This is a genomic window from uncultured Roseibium sp. (assembly GCF_963675095.2).
Classification (GTDB): domain Bacteria; phylum Pseudomonadota; class Alphaproteobacteria; order Rhizobiales; family Stappiaceae; genus Roseibium.
On the sequence record NZ_CAXXSJ010000040.1, the window covers coordinates 1 to 25751 of the forward strand.

General features: G+C 61.5%; 22 protein-coding genes, 1 other RNA gene and 3 pseudogenes. 18 read left to right on the plus strand and 8 right to left on the minus strand.

Annotated features, from left to right (window positions below):
• The 3 genes and pseudogenes from ABIN98_RS15150 to ABIN98_RS15160 form a co-directional block, all read left to right on the plus strand.
• Positions 1-452: pseudogene (locus ABIN98_RS15150) on the plus strand (hypothetical protein); the annotation flags it as partial.
• Between the two features lie 359 nt (positions 453-811).
• Positions 812-2540 (plus strand): annotated as a pseudogene (locus ABIN98_RS15155) (aminopeptidase P family protein).
• A gap of 95 nt (positions 2541-2635) precedes the next feature.
• Positions 2636-3649 (plus strand): phytanoyl-CoA dioxygenase family protein, encoded by a 1014-nt coding sequence (locus ABIN98_RS15160; protein ID WP_346911270.1) that lies wholly within the window; start codon positions 2636-2638, stop codon positions 3647-3649.
• A 13-nt stretch (positions 3650-3662) separates the two neighbouring features.
• Here the strand turns inward: ABIN98_RS15160 and ABIN98_RS15165 are convergent, their stop codons facing one another.
• The gene (locus ABIN98_RS15165; RefSeq protein ID WP_394701517.1) at positions 3663-5303 is read right to left on the minus strand and encodes a chloride channel protein; all 1641 of its coding nucleotides are present in this window, start codon (positions 5301-5303) and stop codon (positions 3663-3665) included.
• 284 nt (positions 5304-5587) lie between these two features.
• Here ABIN98_RS15165 and ABIN98_RS15170 point away from each other — a divergent pair, with 284 nt between their 5' ends.
• Positions 5588-7399, plus strand: coding sequence for a chloride channel protein (locus ABIN98_RS15170; RefSeq protein WP_346911274.1), 1812 nt, complete (start codon positions 5588-5590; stop codon positions 7397-7399).
• Positions 7400-7456: 57 nt separating this feature from the next.
• Here the strand turns inward: ABIN98_RS15170 and ABIN98_RS15175 are convergent, their stop codons facing one another.
• On the minus strand, positions 7457-7954 hold the full coding sequence (locus tag ABIN98_RS15175) for a thioesterase family protein (RefSeq protein ID WP_346911276.1): 498 nt from the start codon (positions 7952-7954) through the stop codon (positions 7457-7459).
• A 120-nt stretch (positions 7955-8074) separates the two neighbouring features.
• On the opposite strand from ABIN98_RS15175, the gene ABIN98_RS15180 reads away from it, so the two are divergent.
• Together ABIN98_RS15180 and ABIN98_RS15185 are read left to right on the plus strand one after the other, a co-directional pair.
• The gene (locus tag ABIN98_RS15180) at positions 8075-9490 is read left to right on the plus strand and encodes an FAD-linked oxidase C-terminal domain-containing protein (protein WP_346911278.1); all 1416 of its coding nucleotides are present in this window, start codon (positions 8075-8077) and stop codon (positions 9488-9490) included.
• Positions 9491-9572: 82 nt separating this feature from the next.
• Positions 9573-13499, plus strand: coding sequence for an AsmA-like C-terminal region-containing protein (locus ABIN98_RS15185; RefSeq protein ID WP_346911314.1), 3927 nt, complete (start codon positions 9573-9575; stop codon positions 13497-13499).
• A gap of 2 nt (positions 13500-13501) precedes the next feature.
• On the opposite strand, the gene ABIN98_RS15190 is transcribed toward ABIN98_RS15185, so the two are convergent.
• The 4 genes from ABIN98_RS15190 to ssrA form a co-directional block, all read right to left on the minus strand.
• Positions 13502-13726, minus strand: coding sequence for a ribbon-helix-helix domain-containing protein (locus ABIN98_RS15190; RefSeq protein WP_346911280.1), 225 nt, complete (start codon positions 13724-13726; stop codon positions 13502-13504).
• A gap of 11 nt (positions 13727-13737) precedes the next feature.
• Positions 13738-13947, minus strand: coding sequence for a DUF4169 family protein (locus tag ABIN98_RS15195; protein ID WP_346911282.1), 210 nt, complete (start codon positions 13945-13947; stop codon positions 13738-13740).
• Between the two features lie 18 nt (positions 13948-13965).
• A complete protein-coding gene (locus tag ABIN98_RS15200; RefSeq protein WP_346911284.1) occupies positions 13966-14538 on the minus strand; it encodes a ClpXP protease specificity-enhancing factor SspB in 573 nt (190 codons plus the stop codon).
• Between the two features lie 124 nt (positions 14539-14662).
• Positions 14663-15033: a transfer-messenger RNA gene (gene ssrA, locus ABIN98_RS15205) on the minus strand.
• 151 nt (positions 15034-15184) lie between these two features.
• On the opposite strand from ssrA, the gene ABIN98_RS15210 reads away from it, so the two are divergent.
• Together ABIN98_RS15210 and ABIN98_RS15215 are read left to right on the plus strand one after the other, a co-directional pair.
• A complete protein-coding gene (locus ABIN98_RS15210) occupies positions 15185-15979 on the plus strand; it encodes a thymidylate synthase (RefSeq protein ID WP_346911286.1) in 795 nt (264 codons plus the stop codon).
• A gap of 73 nt (positions 15980-16052) precedes the next feature.
• Entirely contained in the window at positions 16053-16289 is a 237-nt protein-coding gene (locus tag ABIN98_RS15215; protein ID WP_346911288.1) for a type II toxin-antitoxin system ParD family antitoxin, read from the plus strand.
• Between the two features lie 43 nt (positions 16290-16332).
• Here ABIN98_RS15215 and ABIN98_RS15220 read toward each other — a convergent pair whose 3' ends face one another.
• Positions 16333-16674, minus strand: a complete 342-nt coding sequence (locus ABIN98_RS15220; RefSeq protein ID WP_346911290.1) for a TfoX/Sxy family protein — start codon at positions 16672-16674, stop codon at positions 16333-16335.
• Between the two features lie 121 nt (positions 16675-16795).
• On the opposite strand from ABIN98_RS15220, the gene ABIN98_RS15225 reads away from it, so the two are divergent.
• The 7 genes from ABIN98_RS15225 (at position 16796) to ABIN98_RS15255 (ending at position 22915) form a co-directional block, all read left to right on the plus strand.
• Positions 16796-17308 carry a dihydrofolate reductase gene (locus ABIN98_RS15225; RefSeq protein WP_346911292.1) on the plus strand — a complete coding sequence of 171 codons (513 nt, stop codon included), beginning with the start codon at positions 16796-16798 and terminating at the stop codon, positions 17306-17308.
• Between the two features lie 96 nt (positions 17309-17404).
• Positions 17405-18250: a universal stress protein gene (locus tag ABIN98_RS15230; RefSeq protein ID WP_346911294.1), complete on the plus strand. Its 846-nt coding sequence runs from the start codon at positions 17405-17407 to the stop codon at positions 18248-18250.
• A gap of 9 nt (positions 18251-18259) precedes the next feature.
• Positions 18260-18739, plus strand: coding sequence for a GNAT family N-acetyltransferase (locus ABIN98_RS15235; protein ID WP_346911296.1), 480 nt, complete (start codon positions 18260-18262; stop codon positions 18737-18739).
• Positions 18740-19037: 298 nt separating this feature from the next.
• Positions 19038-20231, plus strand: a complete 1194-nt coding sequence (gene hflK, locus ABIN98_RS15240) for an FtsH protease activity modulator HflK (protein ID WP_346911298.1) — start codon at positions 19038-19040, stop codon at positions 20229-20231.
• Positions 20231-21124 (plus strand): protease modulator HflC, encoded by an 894-nt coding sequence (hflC, locus tag ABIN98_RS15245; protein ID WP_346911300.1) that lies wholly within the window; start codon positions 20231-20233, stop codon positions 21122-21124. Before hflK ends, hflC begins: the two co-directional genes overlap by 1 nt.
• A complete protein-coding gene (locus tag ABIN98_RS15250; RefSeq protein WP_346911302.1) occupies positions 21121-21306 on the plus strand; it encodes a DUF2065 domain-containing protein in 186 nt (61 codons plus the stop codon). Before hflC ends, ABIN98_RS15250 begins: the two co-directional genes overlap by 4 nt.
• A gap of 121 nt (positions 21307-21427) precedes the next feature.
• Complete coding sequence (locus ABIN98_RS15255; RefSeq protein ID WP_346911304.1) at positions 21428-22915, plus strand: DegQ family serine endoprotease; 1488 nt, start codon at positions 21428-21430, stop codon at positions 22913-22915.
• A 69-nt stretch (positions 22916-22984) separates the two neighbouring features.
• Here ABIN98_RS15255 and serB read toward each other — a convergent pair.
• Positions 22985-23878 (minus strand): annotated as a pseudogene (gene serB / locus ABIN98_RS15260) (phosphoserine phosphatase SerB).
• 92 nt (positions 23879-23970) lie between these two features.
• Here serB and ABIN98_RS15265 point away from each other — a divergent pair.
• Genes ABIN98_RS15265 through ABIN98_RS15275 form a run of 3 tightly spaced genes read left to right on the plus strand, consistent with a single transcriptional unit; the run spans position 23971 to position 25372 of the window.
• Positions 23971-24648 carry a tRNA (adenosine(37)-N6)-dimethylallyltransferase MiaA gene (locus ABIN98_RS15265; RefSeq protein WP_346911308.1) on the plus strand — a complete coding sequence of 226 codons (678 nt, stop codon included), beginning with the start codon at positions 23971-23973 and terminating at the stop codon, positions 24646-24648.
• A complete protein-coding gene (locus tag ABIN98_RS15270) occupies positions 24630-24845 on the plus strand; it encodes a hypothetical protein (RefSeq protein ID WP_346911310.1) in 216 nt (71 codons plus the stop codon). The genes ABIN98_RS15265 and ABIN98_RS15270 overlap by 19 nt, the downstream gene beginning before the upstream one ends.
• A gap of 20 nt (positions 24846-24865) precedes the next feature.
• Positions 24866-25372 (plus strand): DUF123 domain-containing protein, encoded by a 507-nt coding sequence (locus tag ABIN98_RS15275; RefSeq protein ID WP_346911312.1) that lies wholly within the window; start codon positions 24866-24868, stop codon positions 25370-25372.
• Positions 25373-25751 lie beyond the last annotated feature (379 nt).

The window sequence follows — 25751 nt, forward strand, 5'->3', positions numbered from 1 at the left end:
TCGGCGCGCACTGTGCGGCGACGGCGACGCTTGTGCTGTCGGGGCTGAGGATCGAGGACGGGCCGCGCATTCTGTTCGCCTACCGGTGCCAGGGATTTCATCTGGTCCGGTCGCGCCAGAAGGACGGCTGGCTGACGCTGACGCTGGGTCCGTGGCCGCAAGACCGCCTGAAACGGGCTTCCCCGGGGCTTAGGCAAAAAAAGAGCGCGGTGGCCATGCCATCGCGCTTCTTTTTATCGTTACGCCAGATAGTCGGCTTAGAAAACGATCGGCGAGGAGCCTTCGCGTTCCAGCTCGGCACGGTCGAAGCCGTGAGAGGCAAGCGTTGCGTCATCGAGCGACAGAAGGTAGCCGTTGACATAGCGGCGCGCCTGCTTGGAGCGGGCATCGATCATGCGGTCGAAACGCGCGGCGCACAAAACCGGTGGACGTGGAACGGCCTGCGCCGCTGAAGGTGGTGGTCATTGCCATGGGGGTTCTCCATGCTTTGTGTGAACGGGCGCATCCTCCAGGGGATTCGCTGCCTTTGTTTTGTTGGCCTGAATATGGGCGCTGGTTCCGGTATGAGGTAGATGCAATCCTGCATGCCAGTTCTGCGTTTTTCGCATATGCGAGATAAATGGTTGCGCCTGCGAAATAAGGACATGATTTTTTCGTTCGTGGTCCAACTCAGGGAGAATTATCCAGCTTGATCGGTTCCCGGTGAGGATTTAGCTTTCCGGCATGTTCCAGAAACTTTGATGATCTCGCCGATCCTTCCTGCGGAGCGCCGCATGCGGCCCTTCTCAGGGTAGAACTCAAGCGCCGTGGCCTGGATGGCTTTCTTGTTCCTAGGGCCGATGCGCATCAGGGCGAATATGTGCCCGAGTCCGACTGCAGGCTGCAGTGGCTAACCGGCTTTTCCGGTTCGGCTGGCCTTGCCGCGGTCCTGGGCGACGAGGCGGCGATCTTCGTCGACGGGCGCTACACCATCCAGGTGCGCGAGCAGGTGGATATGGCCCGTCTTTCCGGCACGCCACCTGATCAACGAACCGCTGACCGACTGGCTCGCCGGGCTTTTGAAGCCGGGTCAGAAACTCGGCTTCGATCCGATGTTGCACACGGTGCGCGAGGTCCGGAAACTGCGCGAGGTCTGCGCCGAGGCCGGGGCGGAGTTGGTCGCACTGGAGGAAAATCCGCTGGATGCGGTCTGGGAAGACCGGCCGGAGCCGCCGCTCGGCCAGGTCATGCTTCATCCGGAGGCGCTGGCCGGAAAGTCTGCAATCGCCAAGATTGCCGAGATCCAGGCCGAGATCCTGAAGAAGAAAGCGGACGCTGGCGTTCTGACCCAGCCGGATTCAATCGCCTGGCTGTTCAATATCCGCGGCGCCGATGTCCCGCATACACCGTTGCCGCTGTCTTTCGCTACGGTTCCCGTGGAAGGCCGTCCGACCCTCTATATCGATGGCCGCAAACTGTCCAATTCGGTGCGCGACGCTCTGGAAGAACTGACCGACATCGCGGAACCGTCGGGTTTCAAGGTCGGACTTGCGGATCTGGGGGCTGCGGGGAGGAAAGTCCTGATCGATCCGGGCCTGGCGGGTGAAGCGATCGCAACGGCCATTACAGAGGCGGGCGGAGCGCTGGTGGAGGCGACCGATCCCGTGCTTCTTCCCAAGGCGATCAAAAACGAGACGGAAATCGCCGGCGCGCGGGCCGCGCATCTGCGCGATGCGGTCGCCTATGCGCGGTTCCTGTGCTGGTTCGACGAAGTGGCGCCGACGGGTCAGCTCGACGAGATCGGTGCGGCGCGGAAGCTGGAAGAATTCCGGATCGAGACTGGCGCGCTCAAGGACATTTCCTTCGATACGATTTCGGGGGCGGGCCCCAATGGGGCCATCTGCCATTACCGGGTCAGCGAAAAGAGCAACCTGCCGATCCCGGTCGGAAAGCCGTTCCTGATCGACAGCGGTGCCCAGTACGAGGACGGCACGACGGACATAACCCGCACGATTGCGGTGGGGACCGTGTCCACGGAGATGAAGCGGAACAACACCCTGGTGCTCAAGGGCCATATCGCGATTTCCGCGGCGCGCTTTCCGGAAGGGACGACCGGAGCACAGCTCGACACCCTGGCCCGGATCGATCTGTGGAAGGCCGGTCTCGATTTCGATCACGGCACTGGCCACGGGGTCGGGTCGTATCTCTCCGTTCACGAAGGTCCGCAACGGATTGCCAAGACCGGGACCGTGCCGCTGAAGCCGGGCATGATCCTGTCCAACGAGCCGGGCTATTACCCGGCCGGGGAATACGGTATCCGGATCGAAAACCTGGAACTTGTCACCGAAGCGGGCCCGATTGAGGGCGGCGAACGCACCATGCTCGGGTTCGAAACTCTGACGCTTGCGCCGATCGACACACGGCTGGTGGATGTTTCGCTCCTGACTACGGGTGAGCGGGACTGGCTGAACGCCTATCACAAGCGGGTTTTCGAGAAGGTCGGTCCGCTTCTGGACGATGAAACGCGGACCTGGCTGGAAAGTGCGACAAAGCCTGTTTAGTGGAATTTGTGGCTTGACCTGACGCCAGTCCCCAACGAACTAATACTCGACGCTATCATTCAGGGGGTCTGATGAGGGCGACAGATATATTCAGAATGCCGCTCTGGACCGCGGAACTGGCAACGGGCGCGAAGTCCTTCGTGACCAACCCTGTCATCGGCAACCGGTGGCTGAACGAGCACGGCCTGCATGAAAAACGGCTGCAGCTTGCGGAGCGCATGGCGGATTTCCGCCGTCGGCAGATGAGGCATCTGGTGTCTCCGGAACACGCGGAAGCCTACGCGCGCGACGGTTTCGTGATCTGCCCCAATGCGCTGCCGCAGGAGGCGTTCGAGCGGCTTAAGCACGAGGTCGAGGACAACGCGTTTTCCGCCCAGGAAATGCTCCAGGGCCATACGGTCACCCGGTTCACGCCGATCACGCGCAGGATGCTGAACGAGCTGCCCGAGTTCGGGGCGTTCGTCACCGGCCGGCTGTTTCAGGGCCTGCTGCGCTATATCAGTTCCAGCAATGCGGACCCGATCACCTTCATCCATACGGTTTTCGCCGAACCGGACCGCGGCAAGCGGGACCCGCAGACGGTGTTTCACTCCGACACGTTCCAGCCGACGGCCAAGTGCTGGTATTTCCTCACCGACCTTGCGGAGGACGGCGGGCCTTTCACCTATGTGCCCGGCTCCCACCGGCTGACCCCGGAACGGCTTGCCTGGGAACGGGAGCAGGCGATCGCCGCCTGTTCCCAGAAAAGGTCCATGCATACGCTCGGCTCGTTCCGGGTCTCCGACGAAGAGCTTGCCGGTCTGGGCTATCGCGAGCCGGCGAAGCTCGCGGTTCCGGCCAATACGCTGGTGGTCGCCGACACCCACGGGTTCCATGCGCGTGGCGTCAGCACGAAACCGACCGTGCGGCTCGGCATCTACGGGTCGCTCAGGCGCAATCCCTTCCTGCCCTGGGCGGGGCTCGATCCGTTCTCGCTGCCTGGACTGCGCTGGCGGCAGGCCGAGATTCATGACGCCATCAACAACTGGAAAATGCGCACCGGCCGGTTTACCGGCCAGCCGAATGTGGGCGACGTGAAACCGCTGGATCCGCCGCGCCGGTGGCAGTGATTGGATTGCTACCTTATCGGTGCTCTTCCTCCGCCGCCTCGATCAGCGCCGAATTGAAGTAGGTGAGCGCATGGACGTGGTGGGCGATGCCGATGATCGTTTCCAGGTCGTTGATGTCGACCACGGGCAGAGTCTCGCGTCCCGTCTCCTTGAATACTTTCAACGCGCTTTCAAGCGAGGCGGTCGCATGCAGGTAGGGACCGCCGGTTTCGATGCTGAATGTCCGCTCTTCTTCCGCTTCCGGGGCAGGGTCCATGAAATCGCGGACCTTGACGGACGTGCTCAGGAAGCGGTGCGGGCCTTCGGTGGCGAGAACGCCGTGGGTTGCGAGCTGCCACTGGAAATAGGACCGGCCGTGGAAGGCCTGGGTGATGCCGGTGGCGATGGAGACGGTCAGAAGCAGGGCGATGGAAAGCGTATAGCCGCCGGTCAGTTCGAACACGATCATGGTGGTGGAGACCGGTGCGCCGAGAACCGCGGCGGCCACAGCCCCCATTCCGAGGATGGAATAAAGGCCTTCGCTGGAGGCCATTTCCGGGAAGACGGAGGCAGCGATCAGTCCGAAGGCGCCGCCGGCCATCGCACCGAGATAAAGGGATGGCGAGAAGATGCCGCCGCCGAACCGGGACGCCAGCGTGATGGCGGTCGCTGCGGTCTTGGCCACCAGCAGGGACAGCAGCATGGAGATCGAGAATTGGTCCTTGAGGGCTGCGTCGGTCGCCTCGTAGCCGACGCCGACGACGGCCGGGAAGGCCAGCGCGATGGTGCCGACCGCGCAGCCGCCGACCACGGGCCTGACCCAAAGAGCCATGGGGATGTTCCGGGCGACCCAATCGGTGCCGATCAGCGCGAACTGGAAGCATATGGCCACGACCGCGCAGGTCACGCCCAGAAGCGCGAAGGCGGGAAACTCCCAGTAGGAAGTGATCTGGTGTCCGGGGATCACGAAGGCTGCGACGTCCCCGAACCACAGCCGTGAAAAGACGGTGCCGGTGACGGCGGCAATCGCGATTGGGGAAATGGCCGACAGGGCGTAGTGTCCGAGGATGACCTCGTGGGCAAAGAGCACACCGGCAATCGGGGCGTTGAAGGACGCAGATACGGCGCTGGCAACGCCGCAGGCCAGCAATATGCGCCGCGCGGACGCAGGCAATTGAAACAGCCGGCTGAGGCTGGCGCCGATGGTCGCGCCCAGATGAACCACGGGACCCTCACGGCCGGCACTTGCTCCGGAGCCGAGGGAAAGGGCGGTAATCAGGGCAGATGTCATACCGGGTCTGAACAACAGGCCTTCAGCTCCTCTGGCCCGTGCTTCGATGACATCGGCGACACTGTAGGTGCGCTGCGTCGGCTGAACATACCTCAGCAGCAGGCCGACAAGCAGGCCTCCGACCGTGGGCGCGCCGACAATCACATACCAGGGCAGGTCGGCCAGCGCGGTGATGACGTTCTCGCTCGATGTGCCGAGCCACACCAGTTGCACCAGGCCGATGGCTTCGCGGAACAGGATCGCCGCCCAGGACACGATTGCACCGATGCAAAGCGCCAGCAGCCAGACCAGCGGCCGCTTTTGGGCCATGAATTCATTGAAGTTCAGCCGGATGCCCGCAGGGATCGTCTTCAGGCCGACTTTGATCAGGCCGAAGCGGCGCATTACGGAGAGGAGCCAATCAGGCATGATCAATCACGATTGGTATTACCCTGGGGCGGCGATATCATTCCAGTATTGGACGAGTATTAAGGATTTGCCGGAAAATTGCGCAGTCAAATGTAAAATTTCTTAGCTTTTCCCTTGATTTTCGGAAGCTGCAGGTTCAGGACAGGAACATTCCCTGGCTCTCCAGCAGGCCTCCTGCCGTACGAACGGTCCATTCGGGCCGTGGCCAGGTATGAACTCGCCCAAGACCGTCACCTGCTGCCCATAAATGTTGGCTACTCATGTCCGTCGCTGATCCGTCGAATTCACCCGCCGCCGAAACCGTCATCTCATCCGAAGACCAAGACCGCGTCTTTTCCGTGCCGATGCTTTGCATTATCGCCTTTGCCATCGGCATCGTCGCGGCCGCGGGAGCGGTTGTCTTCCGATACCTGATCTCCCTCGTTCATAACCTGTTTTATTACGGGACGTTTTCGACGGTCTATGACGCGAACCAGTTCGACGCGCCCAGTCCGCTCGGAGCGCTGGTCATACTGGTTCCCGTCGTCGGCGGCCTGATCGTCGTCTTTCTGGTCAAGACGTTCGCACCGGAGGCCAAGGGCCACGGCGTTCCGGAAGTCATGTATGCGATTTACCACAACAAGGGCGACGTGCGCGGCGTCGTTGCGGTGGTCAAGTCGTTCGCGTCGGCCATTTCCATCGGCAGCGGTGCTTCGGTCGGCCGGGAAGGACCGATCATTCAGATCGGCGCTTCGTTCGGATCCACGATCGCCCGGAAACTGCGCCTGGTGCGCTGGCAGAAGATCACGCTGCTGTCGGCCGGTGCCGGTGCTGGGATCGCCGCCACCTTCAACACGCCTCTGGGCGGTGTGCTGTTCGCGGTGGAGATGCTTCTGCCGGAAGTCAGCAGCAGAACGTTTCTTCCGGTCGTTGTCGCGACAGCGACCGCGACCTATGCCGGCCGTATCGCCTTCGGTCTCGACCCGGCCTTTATCGTGCCGGTGGCCAATGTGACGGCGATTGAAGCCATCGACCCGGTTCAGCTTGTCGCCTATGCGTTTCTCGGGGTGGCGGCAGGAATTGCTTCCTGGGCCTTCATCCGCACGCTCGCATGGTGCGAGGATCTTTTTCCGACGCTGCCCGGCAACGACTATACCCAGAACATCATCGGCATGCTGATCATCGGCTGCATGGGGTATGCGTTCTTCGTCACGACCGGGAATTATCACACCTCCGGTGTCGGTTACGCGACCATTCAGGACATTCTGAATGCGACGCCCTATACGGTTGTCCTGCTCGCGGTGCTGCTCGTCGCCAAGATCGTGGCGACATCGGTCAGCCTGGGCTCGGGCGCATCCGGCGGGGTCTTTTCTCCCTCACTGTTCATCGGCGCCACGCTGGGCGGCCTTATGGGTGTGATCGGCAGCTGGCTGTTTCCCGAGCATGGGTTCATTGCCGCGGAATTCGCCCTTGTCGGCATGGGCGCGCTGGTCGGCGGGGCTACCGGCGCCTCGATGACGGCCATTGTGATGATCTTCGAGATGACGCGGGACTATAACGTGATCGTGCCGCTGGTTCTTGCGGTGGCGATCGCGGTCGGTGTGCGCCGCTGGCTGATCACGGACAACATCTACACCATCAAGCTGCGCCACCGCGGGCGGCCGATCCCGGTCAACCGGCATACGAACATGTACCTGGTGAAGCCGATCAAGGAAGTGATGGCGACCAATTTCAAGATCCTGCCGATCGATACGCCGATCCAGGAAGCCATTGCCACGATCATGGAGGCGGGAGACGCCCATATCATCGTCTCCGATGGAGCCCGAATTGCCGGTTTCGTCCGCTTCGGCACCATTCCCTATCAGGCGGACCGCTTTTCCGGCCAGACCCTGCGTGAGGTTTTGTCGAGCGACTACGTGATCGCCCCGGCCTCGAACATCCTGAACTCCGTGATCACCCGAATGAACAACCGCAGCCGAAGCTACGCCATCATCGTGGGCGGCGACGGCCGGATTCCGCGTCCGGATGACGTGGTCGGTGTGGTGGATTCCAAGGAAATCGCCGAAGTGGTCGTGGCCAATCACTACGGCTGAGCGTGCTGAACCTACCGGGCCCTGCTACAGTGTCGGGCCCGGAACAGGATTTCCGCCTCAAGCGGGTTTGCGCTTGATTTCGATGCGGCGTCCGGAGCGTTCGGGCCGCGGCAGGCCGGACTGGGCATCGGCGAGGGCCTGAATATTTTCTGCAATGTCTTCCGGCCAGGGAACGACCTTGCGGGCGCCCATGTCCACATGGAGGCTGATCTGTTCGTTGGTGGCCGAAAGCCAGCCTTCGTCCGCGTGGTGGATTTCCTGATAGAAATGGCAGCGCTTGGCGTCGTGGTCGACGAGTTGCAGGCGGACGGTCACCGGCGTTCCCGCTGCCAGTTCGCGGATGTAGCAGATATGGGTCTCTGCCGTAAAATAGGAGGCGTTGCGCTCTTTCAGATAGCTTTCGCCGAGCCCCAGTTTTTCGAAGACCTCGTCACAGGCCCTGTCGAACAGAACCACATAATAGGCCATGTTGAGATGGCCGTTGTAATCGATCCAATCGTCCTGGACGGTCATTCGGGAACTTTCGATCATCTGCGTCGGCCAGGTAACGGACATAATTTCTCCTTCTGTGTGGCGCCAAGGGCGCTTGACTTTCACCTTCGCAAGCTGGCCTAACATATTTGCTACAGGAAGCGGAAACGCTCTCGGATAAAAACAGAAAAGGGAAGCCGAACCATGTCCTTGACTGCTTTACAGGCTCCGGTGGAACGCAACGAGGCGAGCGCCGCTCTCGTCGCCGACATTCTGACCCAGAAATTCGGCGAGCGCTGTTCCCGGTCGCAGGCCGTGCGCGAGCAGCATGGCCATACCACGACATGGCTGCCCAACCAGGCGCCCGACGCGGTGATCTTTGCCGAGAGCACGGAAGAGGTCGCCGACGTTGTGCGGATCTGCGCGGAGCACAAGGTGCCGATCATTCCCTTCGGCACCGGGTCTTCGCTGGAAGGTCATGTCAATGCGCCGGGCGGCGGCATCTCGATCGATCTGTCCCGCATGAACCGCATTCTGGCAGTGAATGCCGAGGATCTGGATTGCCGCATCGAAGCCGGCGTCACCCGCAAGCAGCTGAATAGTTATCTGCGCGATACCGGTCTGTTCTTCCCGATCGATCCGGGCGCGGACGCAAGCCTTGGCGGCATGGCGGCGACCCGGGCATCAGGCACCAATGCGGTGCGTTATGGCACCATGAAGGATGCGGTTCTGGGTCTGACGGTGGTCACGGCCTCCGGCGAGATCATCAAGACCGGCGGCCGGGCCCGCAAGTCATCGGCCGGCTATGACCTGACCCGGCTGATGGTCGGCTCGGAAGGCACGCTTGGCATCATCACCGAATTGACGGTCCGCCTCCACGGCCAGCCGGAAGCGATTTCCGGCGGGGTCTGCCCGTTCCCGAGCATCGAAGCCGCCTGTCAGGCGGTGATCGCGACGATCCAGTGCGGGATTCCCGTTGCGCGGATCGAGCTTCTGGACGAGTTGCAGGTAAAGGCCTGTAATATCTATTCGAAGCTGACCCTGGACGAAACGCCGACCCTGTTCCTGGAGTTCCACGGTAGCGACGCCGGGGTGAAGGAACAGTCGGAACTGTTCGGCGCCATCGCCGAGGAATACGGCGGCGGTCCGTTCGACTGGGCGACAAAGGCGGAAGATCGCACCAATCTCTGGACGGCGCGCCACGATGCCTACTGGGCGTCCTTCACGCTCCGCCCGGGGTCCAAGGGGGTCGCGACCGATGTCTGCGTGCCGATCTCGCGTCTTGCGGAATGCGTGACGGCATCCAAGAAGGACATTGAGGCTGAGGGCTTGCTGGCAACCGTGGTCGGTCACGTCGGAGACGGCAATTTCCACGTTCTGGTTCTTGTCGATGAAGACAACGACGAAGAAGTGGCCAAGGCGGAAGGTTTCGTGGAACGTCTCAACTGGCGGGCGATCGAAATGGAAGGCACCTGTACCGGCGAGCACGGCGTCGGACAGGGCAAGATGAAATATCTTCGAAAAGAGCACGGCGGCGGCGTCGATATGATGGCTGCCATCAAACGGGCACTTGATCCCGATAATATCCTGAATCCTGGCAAGATCGTGCCTATGTCATGATAGAATTTCGAATCGCCGGAAACGCCGGGGTTTTTGAGCCGGCAAGCAAGGAGAGCAGGGCCTGAATTCGGTCTATATCACGATTGGCGTCGCGATCATTCTGGTGCTGGTAACGGCACTGGTAGGGCCGTTTTTGGTCGATTGGACCGTTTATCGCTCCACCTTTGAAAAATATGCGGAACAGGCGCTGGGCCACAAGGTCACGGTGCTCGGCGACGCGGACATCCGTCTCCTGCCGTCTCCGGCGGTGACCTTCACCGATGTGCGCGTCGGCGAGGCGGAAGATCCGCTTCTGGTCGTGTCCCGTTTCCAGATGCGTATCGAGTTGCCGCCCCTATTGAAGGGGGAAGTCCGGGTGCTCGATATGGAGCTGGAGCGTCCGCATCTGAGCCTGTCACTTGACGAAAGCGGCCGTCTGGACTGGTTGACGGCGAAAACGTCCGATGGCGTTCTCGGCGAACTGCCGGCAGAGGACGTCGCCTTCGAACGGGTTTCCATCGTTGACGGGGCCGTGTCGGTGATCGATGCGCGGAACGGCGAGACACACCGGTTCGACAACGGCAACCTGCTGATCAGCGCCCGAACCCTCGCTGGCCCGTTCAAGATCGACGGCAGCACCACCTATGACGGCAAGCCTTACAGTCTGCGGCTTGCGACCGGCAAGGAACTGGACAACGGCACCATACGGGTCAAGGGGCAGCTTACGCCCTCCGCATGGCCGATCGACCTGGCAGTCGACGGCACGCTGTCCCAGAAGGACGGGGTGCCGGACTTTGAGGGAAATTTTTCGCTCGCCTCGATCCAGGACGAGGACAGGCTAGACAATGCGTGGCGGGCGGAAGGCGCATTTTCCGCCAATGTCGACGGGCTGCAGGTTCCCTCTTTTGAATTTCGCTATGGTCCGGAGGATCGGACCCTCGGATTGGATGGCAGCGCCGATCTTGCCTATTCCGGGAACAGGCGCTTTGAAATTCGCGGACGCTCGAAGCAGGTCGATCTGGACCGGATCTTCGGTGGCGGTCCCCAGTCGCCGGTGTCTGTCGATGACGCGGCGTCCAGGCTGATTGCCGCTCTCAAGGCGGTTCCGATCCCGGATATGGACGGAGTGGTCGCGCTGGACGTTCCGGCCGTCGTCCTCGGCGGCGGATTGGTTCAAGACGTGAAACTCGACCTTGAGACCGCGTTGAGCGGATGGCGGGTTGCGCGATTTGCCGGTCGGTTGCCCGGACGAACGGTCATCGCAACACAGGGCGATCTCGGCCTGGATCCGGATCTCACCTATCGCGGCAGCGTGTCTGCTTCCTCCGAACAGCCGGGTGCCTTTGCTGCCTGGTGGCGGCAGACGGGCAAGGGCGCATCCGCAATCCAGCCGATCTCGATGGAAGGGCGGCTCAGTCTCGTTCCCGATGGTGTCGCGCTCGACAATCTGCGCCTGAATATGGCGGGTTCGCAGGCGACAGGCGGGTTGTCCTATCAGAAACCGCGCTCGGGTAATGCGGTCTTCTCACTCAGTCTCGATGCGGACAAGCTCGACATCGATCAGGTCGAGACACTTGCAAGCCTGTTCGAACGGCCCGAAGACGGGCCGAAGGACCTGGATGTTTCTTTGCGGGTACAGGCGCGCGAAGTCAGCGTGCGCGGGGTGGATGGCAAGGGGCTGTCGCTGGAGGCGCAGTATTCGGATAACGGGTTACGGATCGACCGGCTCTATGCGGAAGATCTGGCCGGGGCCGAAGTGGATGTCAGCGGCCGGGTCGACGATATCCTGACGGCGCCGGAAGGTCAGCTGACGGGAACGCTGAACGCGACCGACCTGACCGGCATTACGGCGGTGCTGGGCAGCATGCTGCCGGACAATGCGCTGGTCGGACGCCTTGAGCAGGCGTCGGGGCATCTGGTTCCGGCCAAATTCCAGGCTAATCTGAGGGCGTCTGCGCAGGGAGGCATCAGCCAGATCGATTTCAAGCTGAACGGCGATGCCGGCGGTGCCGAAGCCGACTTCGGTATGAATTTCAATGGCCGTGTCGATGCATGGCATTCGGCGGAAATCGAGCTCGGCCTGAGCCTGTCCGGTCCGAGCGGCGATCAGATCCTGCGGCAGTTGGGGTTCGCTGTTCTGCCGGTCGGCAGCCTCGGAGCCGGCGAAGTCCGCCTGACTGCAATCGGACGGCCGAAAGACGGTCTGGATGTCTCCTTGAGTGGCTCTACCGGTGATGCCACCCTGGGGGTAGAAGGACGGGTGACGCTTCAGAAGGACAAGGATCCGGACTACCGGCTTTCGGTCTCGGCGTCGGCGCCGGATATCGCACCCTATGCCTTGCTGTTCGGCCGGGTTCTTCCCGTCATGGCGGGCGACATCGATGCCGTCGTCGATTTCGATGTCGTTGGAACGGGCAGCAAGATCGAGGTCTCGAAGCTGACCGGCAAGGTCGCCGGCGTGGCCGTAGAGGGCGATCTGGCCGGAGATCTGGAACCGCTTCAGGGTGAAAGCAATCGCCGGTTCAAGGGTAGCTTGAACCTGAGCGCGCTCGATCTGAGGTTCCTGTCGGAAGCGATCCTCGGGAGCGATCAATGGTTTTCCGCCGGTGACGGCTCCAGCATCTGGCCGAACGGTGCTTTCGGAGCGCCACTCCTGTCCCAAACGGACCTGACGCTTCAGCTTTCCGCCGACCGCCTGATCTTCGATGACACGGAGACAGACACGGTTCACGGCGCAAAGGCGGAGTTGCGGCTTACGCCGACGATGATGCGTCTCGACGGACTGAACGGCACATTCGCCAACGGAACGCTTGACGGCACGCTCGCCGTTCGCCGTTCCGGGGCGGAAGGGGCGGTCTCCGGAACCATAAGGCTGACCAGCGGCTCTATGCGCGATCTGGTGTGGGTCCATAATGACCGGCCGGTGGCAACGGGGTCATTCGACCTCTTTCTGGAATACCAGGGCAGCGGCCGGACGATTTCAGGGATTGTGTCCGGTCTGACCGGTGGCGGAACCTTCGCCGTGACCGACGGTGAACTCAGAGGCGTCAATCCGCAGGCCTTTCCGCTGGTGATCAGGGCGGTCGACGCGGGGCTGGATCTGCATGACGACAAGATCCGCGAGGTTTTCCTGAACCACATGGCGGCCGGAAGCCTCGGCTTCAAGCGGATCGAAGGCACAGTCACCCTGATCGGCGGGCGGTTGAGCGCACGCAATGTGGTGGTCGATTCCAGCCGCGCGGATATTTTCGGCTCTTCGGAGGTCAATCTGAACGACTGGACCCTGAATGGAGACTTCTCCGTGAAGGTGGATCCGGGCGAGAACGCCGTCACCGGAGCAGAGCCGCAGGTCGGTATGGTTTTCAGTGGTCCGGTTGAAGCTCCGGTGCGGACGGTGGACATCTCTCCCTTCACCGCTTTCCTGACCCTGCGTGCCTTCGAGCAGGAGGTGCAGAGGGTCGAAAAACTGCAGGCGGAAATCCTGGAACGTGACCGGCTGCTACGCGAAATGAAGCGGATCAAGCACGAGCGGGTGCGGCGCAAGCGGGAAGCGGAAGAAGCGGCTGCGCGGGCTGCAGAAGAAGCGGCACGTGCGGCAGAAGCTGCAGCAGATGCTGCGGCTACCGGTGCTGACGCAGGCACGGGCACTCCAGATTCGAACCGAAATGTAAACGGAACCGGTAATGCGGCTCCGGCAACGGGAGGCGAAACCAGCCTGCCGGAAGATCAAAGCCGGAATAACGTTACGGTTGCTCCCGGAGAAAAGCCGCGCCGTGAAGCCGGCACCGATCCGGCGGACTTCGCCAATCGTATCCGTTCCGTCATCGGCGCCCAGGGCAACGGGCTCGGCGGCCCCATGAACCTTCAGCCTGGAGGCCTTGCGGCTCCGGACGAGGGGGAGGCGACCGGGACACTGCCGCCTCTCGAGCCACCGCAGGTGATCGACGATCTGATCGCCCGGGAAATCGGTATCCCGGCGTCCGAACTGAACAGGCCACCGGATCCGCTGATCAACGGCGGAGCGAACTAGAATTAAGTCTCTGGAGAGCCCGCGAGCACTGCCTTGAGTGCCCAGACGCGCACGGAGGACGACAGGGCGTCTTCCGGATCGCGGTTGTCATCGATTTCGGCAATGAGGGCGGCAAGCGCCATTTTTCGGGCTCTGGCCGCTTCGTCCACCACGTCCCAGAATTCCGGCTCCAGCGCCAGGCTGGTACGGTGGCCGTGCAGGGATATGGATCTTTTGACCAGCGGCATGCCGGATGGCCCTAGTCGGCGGACGGGGAAGGGGCGTCGTCGGACGTTGTAAGCCGATGACCGTCCACGGTCTTTTCCAGGATGGCTCTTTCGTGCTTCGATGCCTGCTTTTCCGCCTTTGTCCGGCCGAATTTCACGCGGTTATCCTCCGCCCGGGCCTCTCGGTCGGAGCGGGCCTTGCGTTTCCTTGCCTGGCGCAGATTGACGATCTCGGCGCTCATCAGCTTGCCCGTCTGAGATCAGGGTTTTTTCCGGAAGGCATCGAGAGAGACGACCTGACCGCTGGCGTCGCCCTTGTCCGCGTCGGAGGCTTTCGCCTTGTCGGCGGATTCGGAAGACGCGGTTTCAGCCAGAGGCTTCTCGTCGTTGCCGGCAGCTTCTTCCGCCTCGGCCTGTTCGGCCCTGGCGAGTTCCTCAACCGCTTCCAGAAGTTCCTCGGGCAGTTCTTCCGCCGTCTTGCCGGGATCGAATTCAAGGGCAAACTGGACAGACGGGTCGAAGAAGCCCTTGATGGCGGAATAGGGCACCAGGAGCTTTTCGGCGACACCGCCGAAGGACAGACCGACCTCGAAGGCATGTTCGCCGATCGCAAGATCCCAGAACTGATGCTGGAGGACGATGGTCATCTCCTGCGGATAGCGCTCTTTCAGGCGCTGGGAGATCCGCACGCCCGGTGCGCGCGTATCGAAGGCGATATAGAAGTGATGCTCGCCCGGAAGACCTGTGCGCCCCACCTCGGCAAGAATTTTCTTCACCGCGCCGCGCAGCGCGTCCTGGATGAGGATGTCGTATCTGAGTAGGTCTTCGGACATCTTGTCTTCGTTGGCTTCCGAGTCGTCACTTGTTTGAGCTTCATGCAATTTGACGGTTGGAGCGCGAAAAGAAAAGGCCCCAATTCGTCGCCTCACGGGGTTTTTTGTCGTTTGGTTGGGAGAAAGTGGAGGCTTCTGTTGCCAGGTGCCTCCGAACCCCGCCTGATGGTGCTACCCGTCAGGGCTTTAGTGGACTACCGGTACTGCGTTACGCAGCAACAGCCATGTCCGAAGCATAGTTGTCATTTGCAACTATTAGGATGGCCCGATGTCGGTGGTACCATGCCGAGCAAAAGCACAGTCTTTACGCCCTCGTCGATCCTATTTCGCCCCCGCCGAAACACACCGCAGAATGCGTTCGTTTTCCGGTGTGCTTGGGTGGAGGCGCCGGGTACCGCCCCCGGGTCCGATAGGTTTATTGCACTGACCATTTATTGCCGTAGCCGGCGAACCGGCACGCCAGATATAAGGTCTTGTGTCGGCAAATAAAAGGGGCTGTGCATCGACCTGCAAAATTTCTGTCTGGATGCGCCAAGCTTGAAGAGTGGGGATATGACCGGCGGAAAGCTCGCGAATCTGGCACTTTGTGGGTATCTGGAAAGCAGGCAAATACGGGCGAAAGCCGAAGCACCACGGGAACAGCGATTTGCAGCAATATCTCGACCTCATGCAGCTCATCCTCGACAAGGGCGTCGATCGAGGCGACCGGACGGGAACCGGCACCCGGTCGGTCTTCGGTCATCAGATGCGCTTCGACCTGTCGCAAGGTTTCCCGCTTGTCACGACCAAGAAGCTGCACCTGAAGTCGATCATTTATGAGCTGCTGTGGTTCCTCGCCGGGGACACCAACGTGCGCTACCTGCAGGAACACGGGGTGAAGATCTGGGACGACTGGGCCGACGAAAAAGGCGAGTTAGGGCCGGTCTACGGCTATCAGTGGCGTTCCTGGCCGGCACCGGACGGGCGCTCCATCGACCAGATTTCAAATCTCTTGAAGATGATCCGCGAGACGCCGAATTCCCGCCGCTTGATCGTATCCGCCTGGAACCCGGCACTGGTCGACGACATGGCCCTGCCGCCGTGCCATTCCCTGTTCCAGTTCTACGTGGCGGAGGGGAAGCTCTCCTGTCAGCTCTACCAGCGCTCGGCGGATGTTTTCCTCGGCGTGCCGTTCAACATCGCCTCCTATGCGCTCCTGACCATGATGATCGCGCAGGTGACGGGCCTGAAACCGGGCGATTTCGTCCATACCTTCGGCGATGCGCATCTTTATCACAACCACTTCGACCAGGCCCGGGAACAGCTGACCCGAACGCCAAGATCGCTGCCGACCATGACGATCAATCCGGACGTTACCGATCTCTTCGCTTTCAAATACGAGGATTTCGCCCTCTCGGACTACGATCCGCATCCGCATATCTCTGCGCCGATTGCGGTGTGAGGAAACACAAGGTTTGAGCCGTTCTTGTCGCTAGTACCAATTTTTGGTACATTGCTGTACATTGGAGTTTGTCATGGCTAGAAACACCTCGCTTTCCCTCGGCGACCACTTTGCCGGATTTGTCGACAGTCGTGTGAAGACCGGCCGCTATGCCAGTGTGAACGATGTGGTCCACGCAGGGCTGCGGCTGCTTGAGGAACAGGAAGCCAAGGGCGATGCGCTCTGGGCCGCTCTGGAGGCGGGCGAGGCGTCGGGCGAACCGAAAGACTTCGATTTCGACGATTTTATCGAAAGGAAAATCGAAGTCTGAGCGATTCGCCTGCAGCAATTTGAACGGTCGGTTTCTCCGATCTCTACTTCTTCTCTTTCGCCGGCATCTGGCCCACGTAATCCATTGCCAGTCCGATCCAGTGCTCCAGATCCTCGTCGCTCGCCAAACCGTCTGGGCCGACGCGCAGAAAGCCGGGCATTTTGCGTTCCGACATGTGGACAGGCGCGACATGGGGCGATTTCAGGATGTCCGCTTCACGGGCCGGATCGATCCGGATCATCAGGCCTTTCTTGCCGGCGCCGCAGAGCAGGTTGCCGTTCAGCATGAAGCCGATGCTGCCGAACATCGGCCGGTGGGTGACGTTCTCGTCCGGGAGGACGGATCGGACCCGTTCCGCCAGCAATTGCTTGTCCATCTCGTTCATTCGGGATGCTTCCTCTATAATGCGGCCCATCCTTCAACACCTTATTATATGGGAATGCGCTCCCGAATTGATCACAACCTCGCGCGTGCCTATGAGTGGATGGCGAAACACGGGAGAAGACATGCCCCAAATCGTTCTGATCGCGGCAGTGGCCCGCAACGGCGCAATCGGTCTGGACAATGACATGCCCTGGCGGCTGCCGTCGGACCTGAAGCACTTCAAGGCCATGACCCTCGGCAAGCCGGTCGTCATGGGGCGCAAGACGTTCGAGTCGCTCGGACGGCCTTTGCCCGGCCGGCCGAATATCGTGATTTCCCGGAACGGCTTCCGTGCCGACGGTGCGGACGTGGTGGCTTCCCTGGAGGAGGCTCTGGAGCGGGCGTTCGCGCTTGCCGCCGATCTCGCCGTCGATGATATTATCGTCATGGGTGGTGGGCAGATCTACCATCAGGCCATGGACCGGGCCGACCGGCTGGAAATCACCGAGGTGCAGGCGGATCCGGAAGCCGACACTCATTTTCCCGACATCGATCCGGCGATCTGGCGGGAGACGGCGCGGATCAAGGGGGAACGGAGTGACCGGGATTCCGCCGATTTCGAATTTGTCACCTATCGCCGGGCGCAATCCGTCTGATATGGCTTGAACGAGACTGTTGAGAGGCCGTATCAGGCGGCTTGAGTGACTTGGAACCTGCCGCCCGGCAGGTTCAGGAAGATGGAAGAGGCACCCATGTCCTTCAAAACCGTGCTGGCCGTTGTGGATTACAGATCCGATCTGCCGGAAAGCCTGCAAAGCTCCATTCGGATCGCAAGGTGGTTCGACGCCCATCTGGCCGTGCTTCTGGTCGGCGAGGTGGAGTCCCTGCCGTTCTACGGTTACGGCAGTGTCGGCTACACGGAAATCTGGGTGAAGGAGAGCGAGGAGCGGGCGGCGGCCCTGAAACAGGCGGCCGAAGATGTGGACGCCCTGCTTGCCCGCGAAGGCCTGTCCTTCGAGGTTCGCGCCCATCAGACGATCGTCGCGCGGGAGGACAACCTGGTCGCCCGCCATGCAATCTATGCCGACCTGACGATCATGCAGAGGACGGAAGAAGACGATCTGAGCACCGTCGAACGCCAGGTGATTGATGGCGCCCTGTTCGATTCCGGCAGGCCGCTGTTATTCTTGCCCGCCGGCAAGGCGCCGGAAAGCATCGGCACGAATGTGATGATCGCCTGGAATTCCCGTTCCCAGGCAGCCGAAGCCGTCTCCGATGCATTGCCTCTTCTGAAGGCAGCGGACAAGGTGAGCCTGATCGTCATCGACCCGGTGACGGGGCCGGACGATCACGGCGAGGTGCCCGGCGCCGACATGGCGGTGGTTCTGGCACGCCACGGAGTGGAGGTCGAGGTCCGCTCGGTTGCTTCCGGTGACCGGCCGGTTTCGCGGGTTCTTCAGGACGAGGCGGGCGCCCTTGGTGCCGATCTGGTCGTCATGGGCGCTTATGGCCACATGCGCATCCGGCAGAACATCATCGGCGGGACCACCCGGGATATGCTGGAAACGGCCAAAGTTCCGCTTCTCCTGGCGCACTGAAGGCTGGCGATGTCGGTTTCAGCGGCGGGCGGTTCCCCGCACATCACCGGAAAATGGTCCGGCTTTGACGCGCTCAGCGGACGGGAGGTGCATGACCTTCTGAAACTGCGCCAGGATGTGTTCGTGGTCGAGCAGGCGTGCGCCTTCGGCGAGATCGACGGCAAGGACCCTGTTGCCCTGCATTATTTTCTGCTTTCCCCGTCCGGAGAGATTGCCGGTGCGCTGCGTCTGTTTGCCGGTAGCGGCGCGGACCGGCCGTCACGTATCGGCCGGGTGGTGATCGCGCCTCAGTATCGCGGGCTGAAACTCGGTCAGAGGCTTATGCGCGACGGCATCGAAAAGGCGCACGCGCTGGCGCCGGAGGCTCCGATCCATCTGTCGGCACAGGCCCATCTGGAACGGTTTTACGGCGAATTCGGTTTTAGCACCGTTTCCGAGGTCTATCTGGAAGACGATATCCCCCATGTCGACATGGTTCTCTGCGTATAGGACCAAAATTCCTGTCGAGCGACCGGTCTTGCGCCGTCAAACCATCCTTAATTGTTGCCTTGCGCTCTAATAGCGCACCGATAAGCCGAAACGGCCCTTGAAAGCCTTGAAAACGGCCACCAAGTGGCAATTACGGAAAAAAGGGGAGGTCGGCCGGCGTGAAACATGCCTATGCGTTGAAAGCGCTCGGTAACCTCCCTATAACCTGCGGTGAGTGAAAACAGGCCGAATGTAGTCCCGGGACGCCTTCGAAAAAGGAAGGTGCAAAAGCCCGGGAGCTGGGAAAAAGGAAGTCTTGATGCCTTGGAGCAATCAGTCAGGCGGTGGTGGCGGTCCCTGGAAGGGCGGCGGCAATAACGGCGGCCCTTGGGGCGGCGGCGGCGGAAACAACGGCGGCCCATGGGGCGGCGGTCCGAACCGTGGCGGAGGCGGCCAACCGCCCGATCTTGAAGAACTCCTGAAACGAACCCAGGACCGGATGAAGAACGTCCTGCCCGGTGGCGGCGGCGGTTTCGGTGCTCTGGGAATTGCGATCGTTGTCGGTCTGGCCGTTGTCGGCTGGCTTGCAACCGGCATTTACATCGTCGACGAAGGTAAGGGTGAGGTCGGTGTCGAACTCGTGCTCGGCAAGGTGACCGACCAGACCGGAGCCGGTTTCAACTACAACTGGCCCTATCCGATCGGTGAGGTTTACAAGCCGCAGGTCGAGCTGCAGCGCGAAATGACCGTGGGCGTCCAGGAAAGCGTTCGCGGTACGTCGATCACGTCCCGAGAAGTTCCTGAGGAAAGCCTGATGCTGACCGGTGACGAGAACATCGTCGATGTTGGCTTCAAGGTGCAGTGGCGTATCAAGAACACCCGCGAAGGCATCGACAACTACCTGTTCAACATCCAGAACCCGGAAGGCACCGTGAAGGCGGTTGCCGAAAGCTCCATGCGCGAAGTGGTGGGCCGGTCCAAGATCGACGCGATTCTGACCGAAAGCCGTGTCGAGACCGAGCGTGCGGTCGACGAACTGATGCAGAAAACGCTCGACGACTACAAGGCGGGTATCGAGATCACCGAAGTGCAGATGCAGAAGGTGGACCCGCCGGCGCAGGTGATCGACGCTTTCCGCGACGTTCAGGCTGCCCGTGCCGACCAGGAGCGGATCCAGAACGAAGCGCAAGCCTATGCGAACAAGGTTGTTCCGGAAGCTCGCGGTGAAGCGGCCCGTGTCACTGAAAAAGCCAACGGCTATCGCGAACAGGCCATCGCCGAGGCGACCGGTCAGTCCCAGCGCTTCGAGAAGATCTACGAGCAGTACAAGAAGGCGCCTGGCGTGACCCGGGAGCGTCTGTATCTGGAGACGCTTGAAAAGGTTCTCGGCACCAACTCCAAGATCATTATCGACAACAAGGCTTCAGGTCAGGGCGTCCTGCCATATCTGCCGCTCAACCAGCTGTCTTCGGGCGGCACGAAGCAGACCGGCCAGACGGGAGGGAACCAATAATGCGTAGCGGACTCCTTGGAATACTGGTCGCCGTCGTAGCGTTTCTTGCCTACATGTCGGTCTTTGTCGTCAATCCGGCGCAGCAGGCGTTGGTTCTGCAGCTCGGCCGTGTCGAGAAGGTGGTGCAGGAGCCTGGCGTTCAGTTCAAATACCCGTTCATTCAGAACGTGATCTATCTGGACAAGCGTATCCTCGATCTGAACATGCCGCCGCAGGAAGTAATCGCTTCGGACAAGAAGCGTCTCGTGGTGGATGCCTTCGCACGCTACCGGATTTCCAATCCGGTTCTGTTCTACCAGCGTGTGAACAACATCAACCAGGCAAACCGCCGGCTTTCGACCTTCCTTCAGTCGTCCCTGCGGTCTGAGCTGGGTAAGGCCTCCTTCATTGCCGTCGTCCGCGACGATCGTGACGGGCTGATGGAGAACATCCGCAAGAATGTCAGCGCGAGTGCTGCGGATCTTGGGATCGAGGTGGTCGATGTGAAGATCCGCCGTGCGGACCTTCCCGAGGCCAACTCCCAGGCCATCTTCCGGCGGATGCAGACCGAACGCCAGCGTGAAGCCTCAGAACTCCGTGCACAGGGTGAGGAACAGGCCCGCCGCATTCGCTCCCGCGCCGATCGCGAGGTGACGGTTGTGGTTGCGGAAGCAAAGCGTGACGCGGACATCACTCGTGGTGAAGGCGATGCGGAACGCAACCGCATCTTCGCGGAAGCCTACAGCAAGGATCCGGACTTCTTCGCCTTCTACCGGTCCATGCAGGCCTATGAGGCCGGACTGCGCGAAGGGGATACCAGCCTGGTGCTCTCGCCGGATTCCAACTTCTTCCGTTATTTCAATGATCCGACGGGAAAAGGTGGCAAGGGAAACACGGCTGACGCCGGACAATGACCGACTTCCTGACCGCCATGGGGCTGGTGCTTGCCCTTGAGGGCACGCTCTATGCCCTGGCTCCGGGCGGAATGAAGAACGTGATGCGTGCCGCACTGAACATGTCCGACCAGAGCCTGCGGATTGCAGGTCTCGTCGGACTGGCGCTCGGCGTTCTGCTCGTCTGGTTTATCCGCGGGTAACACAATTTTGCAGGGCGGGGGATCTTCTGTTCTCCCGCCCGTTCCATTCTCGTATATGTTTGTATCTTCAAGCCGGTCTGTGACCGGCCACCGATCCGGAACGGATGGAGGAGAAGCCCAAATGGCTCCTGGTTTCTACCAACGCAGTCTCAAAACGATGAAATCGCTGGCCGCAAGTGCTGCACTTGGCGGTCTGATCGCCCTGCAGCCTCTGGCTGCCGTGCAGGCTCAGGGGCCCGCCTCCGTCGCGGATCTGGCCGAGGGCCTTGCAGACGCAGTCGTCAATATTTCCACGTCCCAGACGGTGAAGGGACAGCGGTCCGTTCCGCTGCCCAAGGTCCCGGAAGGGTCGCCTTTCCAGGAGTTCTTCGAGGAATTCTTCAACCGCCAGAATCGCGAAGAGGACCGGCCGCGCAAGGTGCAGTCGCTCGGCTCCGGCTTCGTGATCGACGGCAAGGAAGGCATCATCGTCACGAACAACCACGTCATCGAAGGCGCGGACGAAATCACCGCGAACTTCAATGACGGCACCAAGCTGAAGGCCGAACTCATCGGCACGGACGAAAAAACCGATCTTGCCGTCCTCAAGGTTACTCCGGAAAAGCCGTTGACGGATGTCAACCTGGGCGATTCGGACAAGATCCGCGTCGGCGACTGGGTGATGGCCATCGGCAATCCGTTCGGCCTCGGCGGAACGGTGACGGTGGGGATCGTCTCGGCCCGCAACCGGGACATCAACTCCGGGCCCTACGACAACTTCATCCAGACCGATGCGTCGATCAACCGGGGCAACTCGGGAGGTCCGCTGTTCAACATGGACGGTGAAGTGATCGGCATCAACACGGCGATCATCTCGCCGTCGGGCGGCTCGATCGGCATCGGCTTCGCCATTCCGGCAAAAACGGCAAAGCGGGTGATCGCCCAGCTCCGCGAATTCGGCGAAACCCGTCGCGGCTGGCTCGGAGTCCGGATCCAGGAAGTGACCGACGAGATCGCCGAGAGCCTGAACATGGCCGAGGCCATGGGCGCTCTGGTCGCCGGGGTGACGGAAGGCGGTCCGGCCGAAAAGGCGGAGATCGAGCCGGGCGACGTGATCCTGGAATTCGACGGCAATCCGGTCGAACACATGCGCGAACTGCCGCGTATGGTTGCTGAGACTCCGATCGGCAAGTCCGTGGATGTGGTGGTTCTGCGCCGCGGCGAGAAGGTGACGCTCCAGGTGGACCTGGGCCGGCTCGAGGAAGCCTCCGCGGAGGAAGACAAGACCGGCGATCAGGACACGGACAAGCCCGCCGACAAGCCGGCCGAAACGGAAGTGCTCGGCATGATCCTTTCCGAACTGGATGATGCCGGACGGGAAGAGTTCAAGATCGAGAAGGACGTCGAAGGGGTTCTGGTCAAGCAGGTTGCGCCGGGCAGTTCTGCTGAAGAAAAGCGTGTCCAGGCGGGTGATGTGATCAAGGAAGTCGCACAGGAACCGGTCTCAACGCCGGGCGATGTCATCGACCAGGTCAAGAAGCTGAAGGAAGACGGGCGCCGCTCCGCGCTATTGCTCCTGTCCAACCCGAACGGCGAACTGCGCTTCGTTCCGGTGCGGATCGACGACTGATACAGAGCAGTCAGAAATTGAAAAGGGCGCCTTTGGGCGCCCTTTTTGTTTGAGCCATCGCCAATTAGGTCAGGACAGGACGAAGTCGCTCGCCGCGTAGCCCTGCAGATAGAGGAGCGCGGTCAGGTCGCCGTGATCGACGCGCATGTCGGCGGCAGCACCGACGGCGGGCTTGGCGCGGTAGGCAATGCCGATGCCTGCGCGCTCGATCATCGCCAGATCGTTCGCTCCGTCGCCCACGGCCATCGTTTCGGAAAAGGCGAGGTTCTTTTCCGCCACCAGCTCTTCCAGACGCCTGCGTTTGGCATCCTTGCCGAGAATCGGTTCCTGAACGATGCCGGCCAGGGTTCCGTCATCCTCGATCAGTACATTGGCCTGGTTCTCGTCGAAGCCGATCATGGCGGCGACGGCTCCGGTAAAGTGGGTGAAGCCGCCGGAGACGAGCGCACAGTAGGCGCCATTGGCCTTCATGGTCTGCACGAGTGTCCGGCCGCCGGGCATGAGCTGGATGCGCGTGTTGAGAACGGTTGTCGATCGCGGAGATCGCCAGTCCCTTCAGGAGGGGCCACCCGCTCGCGCAGGGCCGGTTCGAATTCGATCTCGCCGCGCATGGCCCGTTCGGTGATGGCGGCGATGTGGTCCTTGAGCCCGAGTTCTGCCGCCAGCTCGTCAATGCATTCCTGGCGGATCATGGTCGAATCCATGTCGGCGATCAGCAGACGCTTGCGCCGGCCGTCGATGGGCTGCACAAAGACGTCGATCGGCGCGCCCGCGAGGGTTTCGCGGACAGCGGCCTCGGATTGCTTTTCGTCCGTCGTGTCGAAGACGACTTCGCCGGCAACGCCTGGATTGAGCATGACCGGGGCGGACGATGCGCCGAGGGCCCTTGCGACGCGCGCCAGGGGTGTCGTCGTCGACGGCAGGGTTGTTCGGATTGGAAACGAGAGTGGCAACAAAGGACATGAGCGCGACCTTGGACGACGGGCAGGGGACGGAGGCAATCCGGATATGATGCTGTCCTGATAGCCGGACCGACGGCCAGCGGCAAGTCGGCATTGGCGCTCGCGCTCGCGGATGCCCTGGATGGCGTGATCGTGAACGCGGATTCCATGCAGCTCTACCGGGAACTCTCGATCGTGACCGCGCGGCCGCCGACGGAAGATCTGGCGCGTGCGCCTCACCGTCTTTACGGCGTCCTGCCGGCCGCTGATCCCTTTTCGACCGGCGACTGGCTGCGGCTGGTGGAGCGGGAGCTTCAGGAGATCAGGGCGCTTGGCAGGTTGCCGATCTTCGTGGGCGGCACCGGCCTCTATTTCAAGGCGCTCACGGAAGGGTTCGCGGAGCTTCCCGACATCGATCCCGAGGTGAGGACCCGATGCCGGACCCTTGCGGACGAGGGCGGTCTTGAGGCCGTCCGTCACGCCTTGCTGGAGCTGGACCCGGAGGCGGCGGGCGAGTTGATAGACCTTCAAAGGCTCACTCGTGCCCTGGAGGTCGTCGTGTCCACTGGCAGGAGGCTGGCCGACTGGCAAAGGGAAGCCCACGGCGAACCGCTTCTCCCTGCCGACAGATGCCTGCGGCTGGTTCTGGCACCGCCGCGCGCCTGGCTGCATGAGCGGATTGCGCTGCGGGCGCAGCAGATGCTGGGACTGCGGCGGCATCGAGGAGGTCAGGGGGCCTCCTGCAGCTGGACCTGCCGAAAAGCCTGCCGGCGATGCGTGCCATCGGTGTGAAGGAGATTGCGGCGTTTCTGGCGGGTGAGATCGACCGACAAGAGGCGGAACGGCGTCTGACCGTGGCGACGCGGCAATATGCGAAGCGCCAGGAAACCTGGTTCCGCAACCAGATGGCGGACTGGGAACGTCTGGACCCGTCCGCGGAGCGGGCGGACGAGATGGCGCAGAGAATCTCGGAAAGGCTGGTCCGGTGATCCGGGGGATGCCTGCCGAGGTGGCAGATATCGCCCGCCAGCTCAGCGCAAGCGTTCTCGCCGGGGAAGGAGAGGCGGACAGGTTGCCTGTGGGTCCTGGAACCTATGGTCTGCTGTTGCGGCTCGCGGAGCCGGTCACCCTTGGGCTTGCCCGGTTGGGGAACCCGGTGCTCGCGCCCGGGCTTTATCTTTATTGCGGCAGCGCCAATGGCCCGGGCGGGGTTCGGGCCCGGCTCGGGCGCCATCTGCGCCGGGACAAGGCCGTGCGCTGGCATATCGACTACCTGAGCGGCGTGGCAGCGGAAATCGCGGGGCTCGTCGTGCCGGAGGCAACCGAGTGCGATCTCCGGCAGAAGGCATCGGCGGTATTGAAAGCGGGGGGCGCCGGTTCCGGGATTCGGGTCTTCGGATTGCAGGGTCTGTCCGGCCCATCTCCTGCTGCTGGCGCCGTAACCCGTATTCAAAATCTAGATAGTAACGGTGCACGCGTGAGTGGTTCGCGCCTTCAGTTGCCTAAAAGTCTTTAGATGTTGCCCAATTCTTTTTGCGCCGGCTAAGGATCTGATTTCAAGTATTAACCAGATCTTTGCTAATAAATAACGCAGCGGCATATAAAGCCGATTGTGCGGTGCACTGTGGAAAGACTCTTTATAAATTTATGTATAAGAGGGAGAGGCCGAATTTTTGTCTGGATTGTGAAAATTTTGCCTTTGTAACGGCACATTTTTTCGACTAGCTAGGGCCAGGTTGTCGCGTGAGGGGGTGACTACTTCTCGATGATACTGACGTGCACAGGGAGGCCACAGTGCAGGAAGTCGTTCTGAAGTGCGGGGCTGTCCGTCTCGTACCTTTTTTCCCGTTCAGATTTGGTTCTCGTACAGGAACTTCACCGCAATGCCGGTGTGG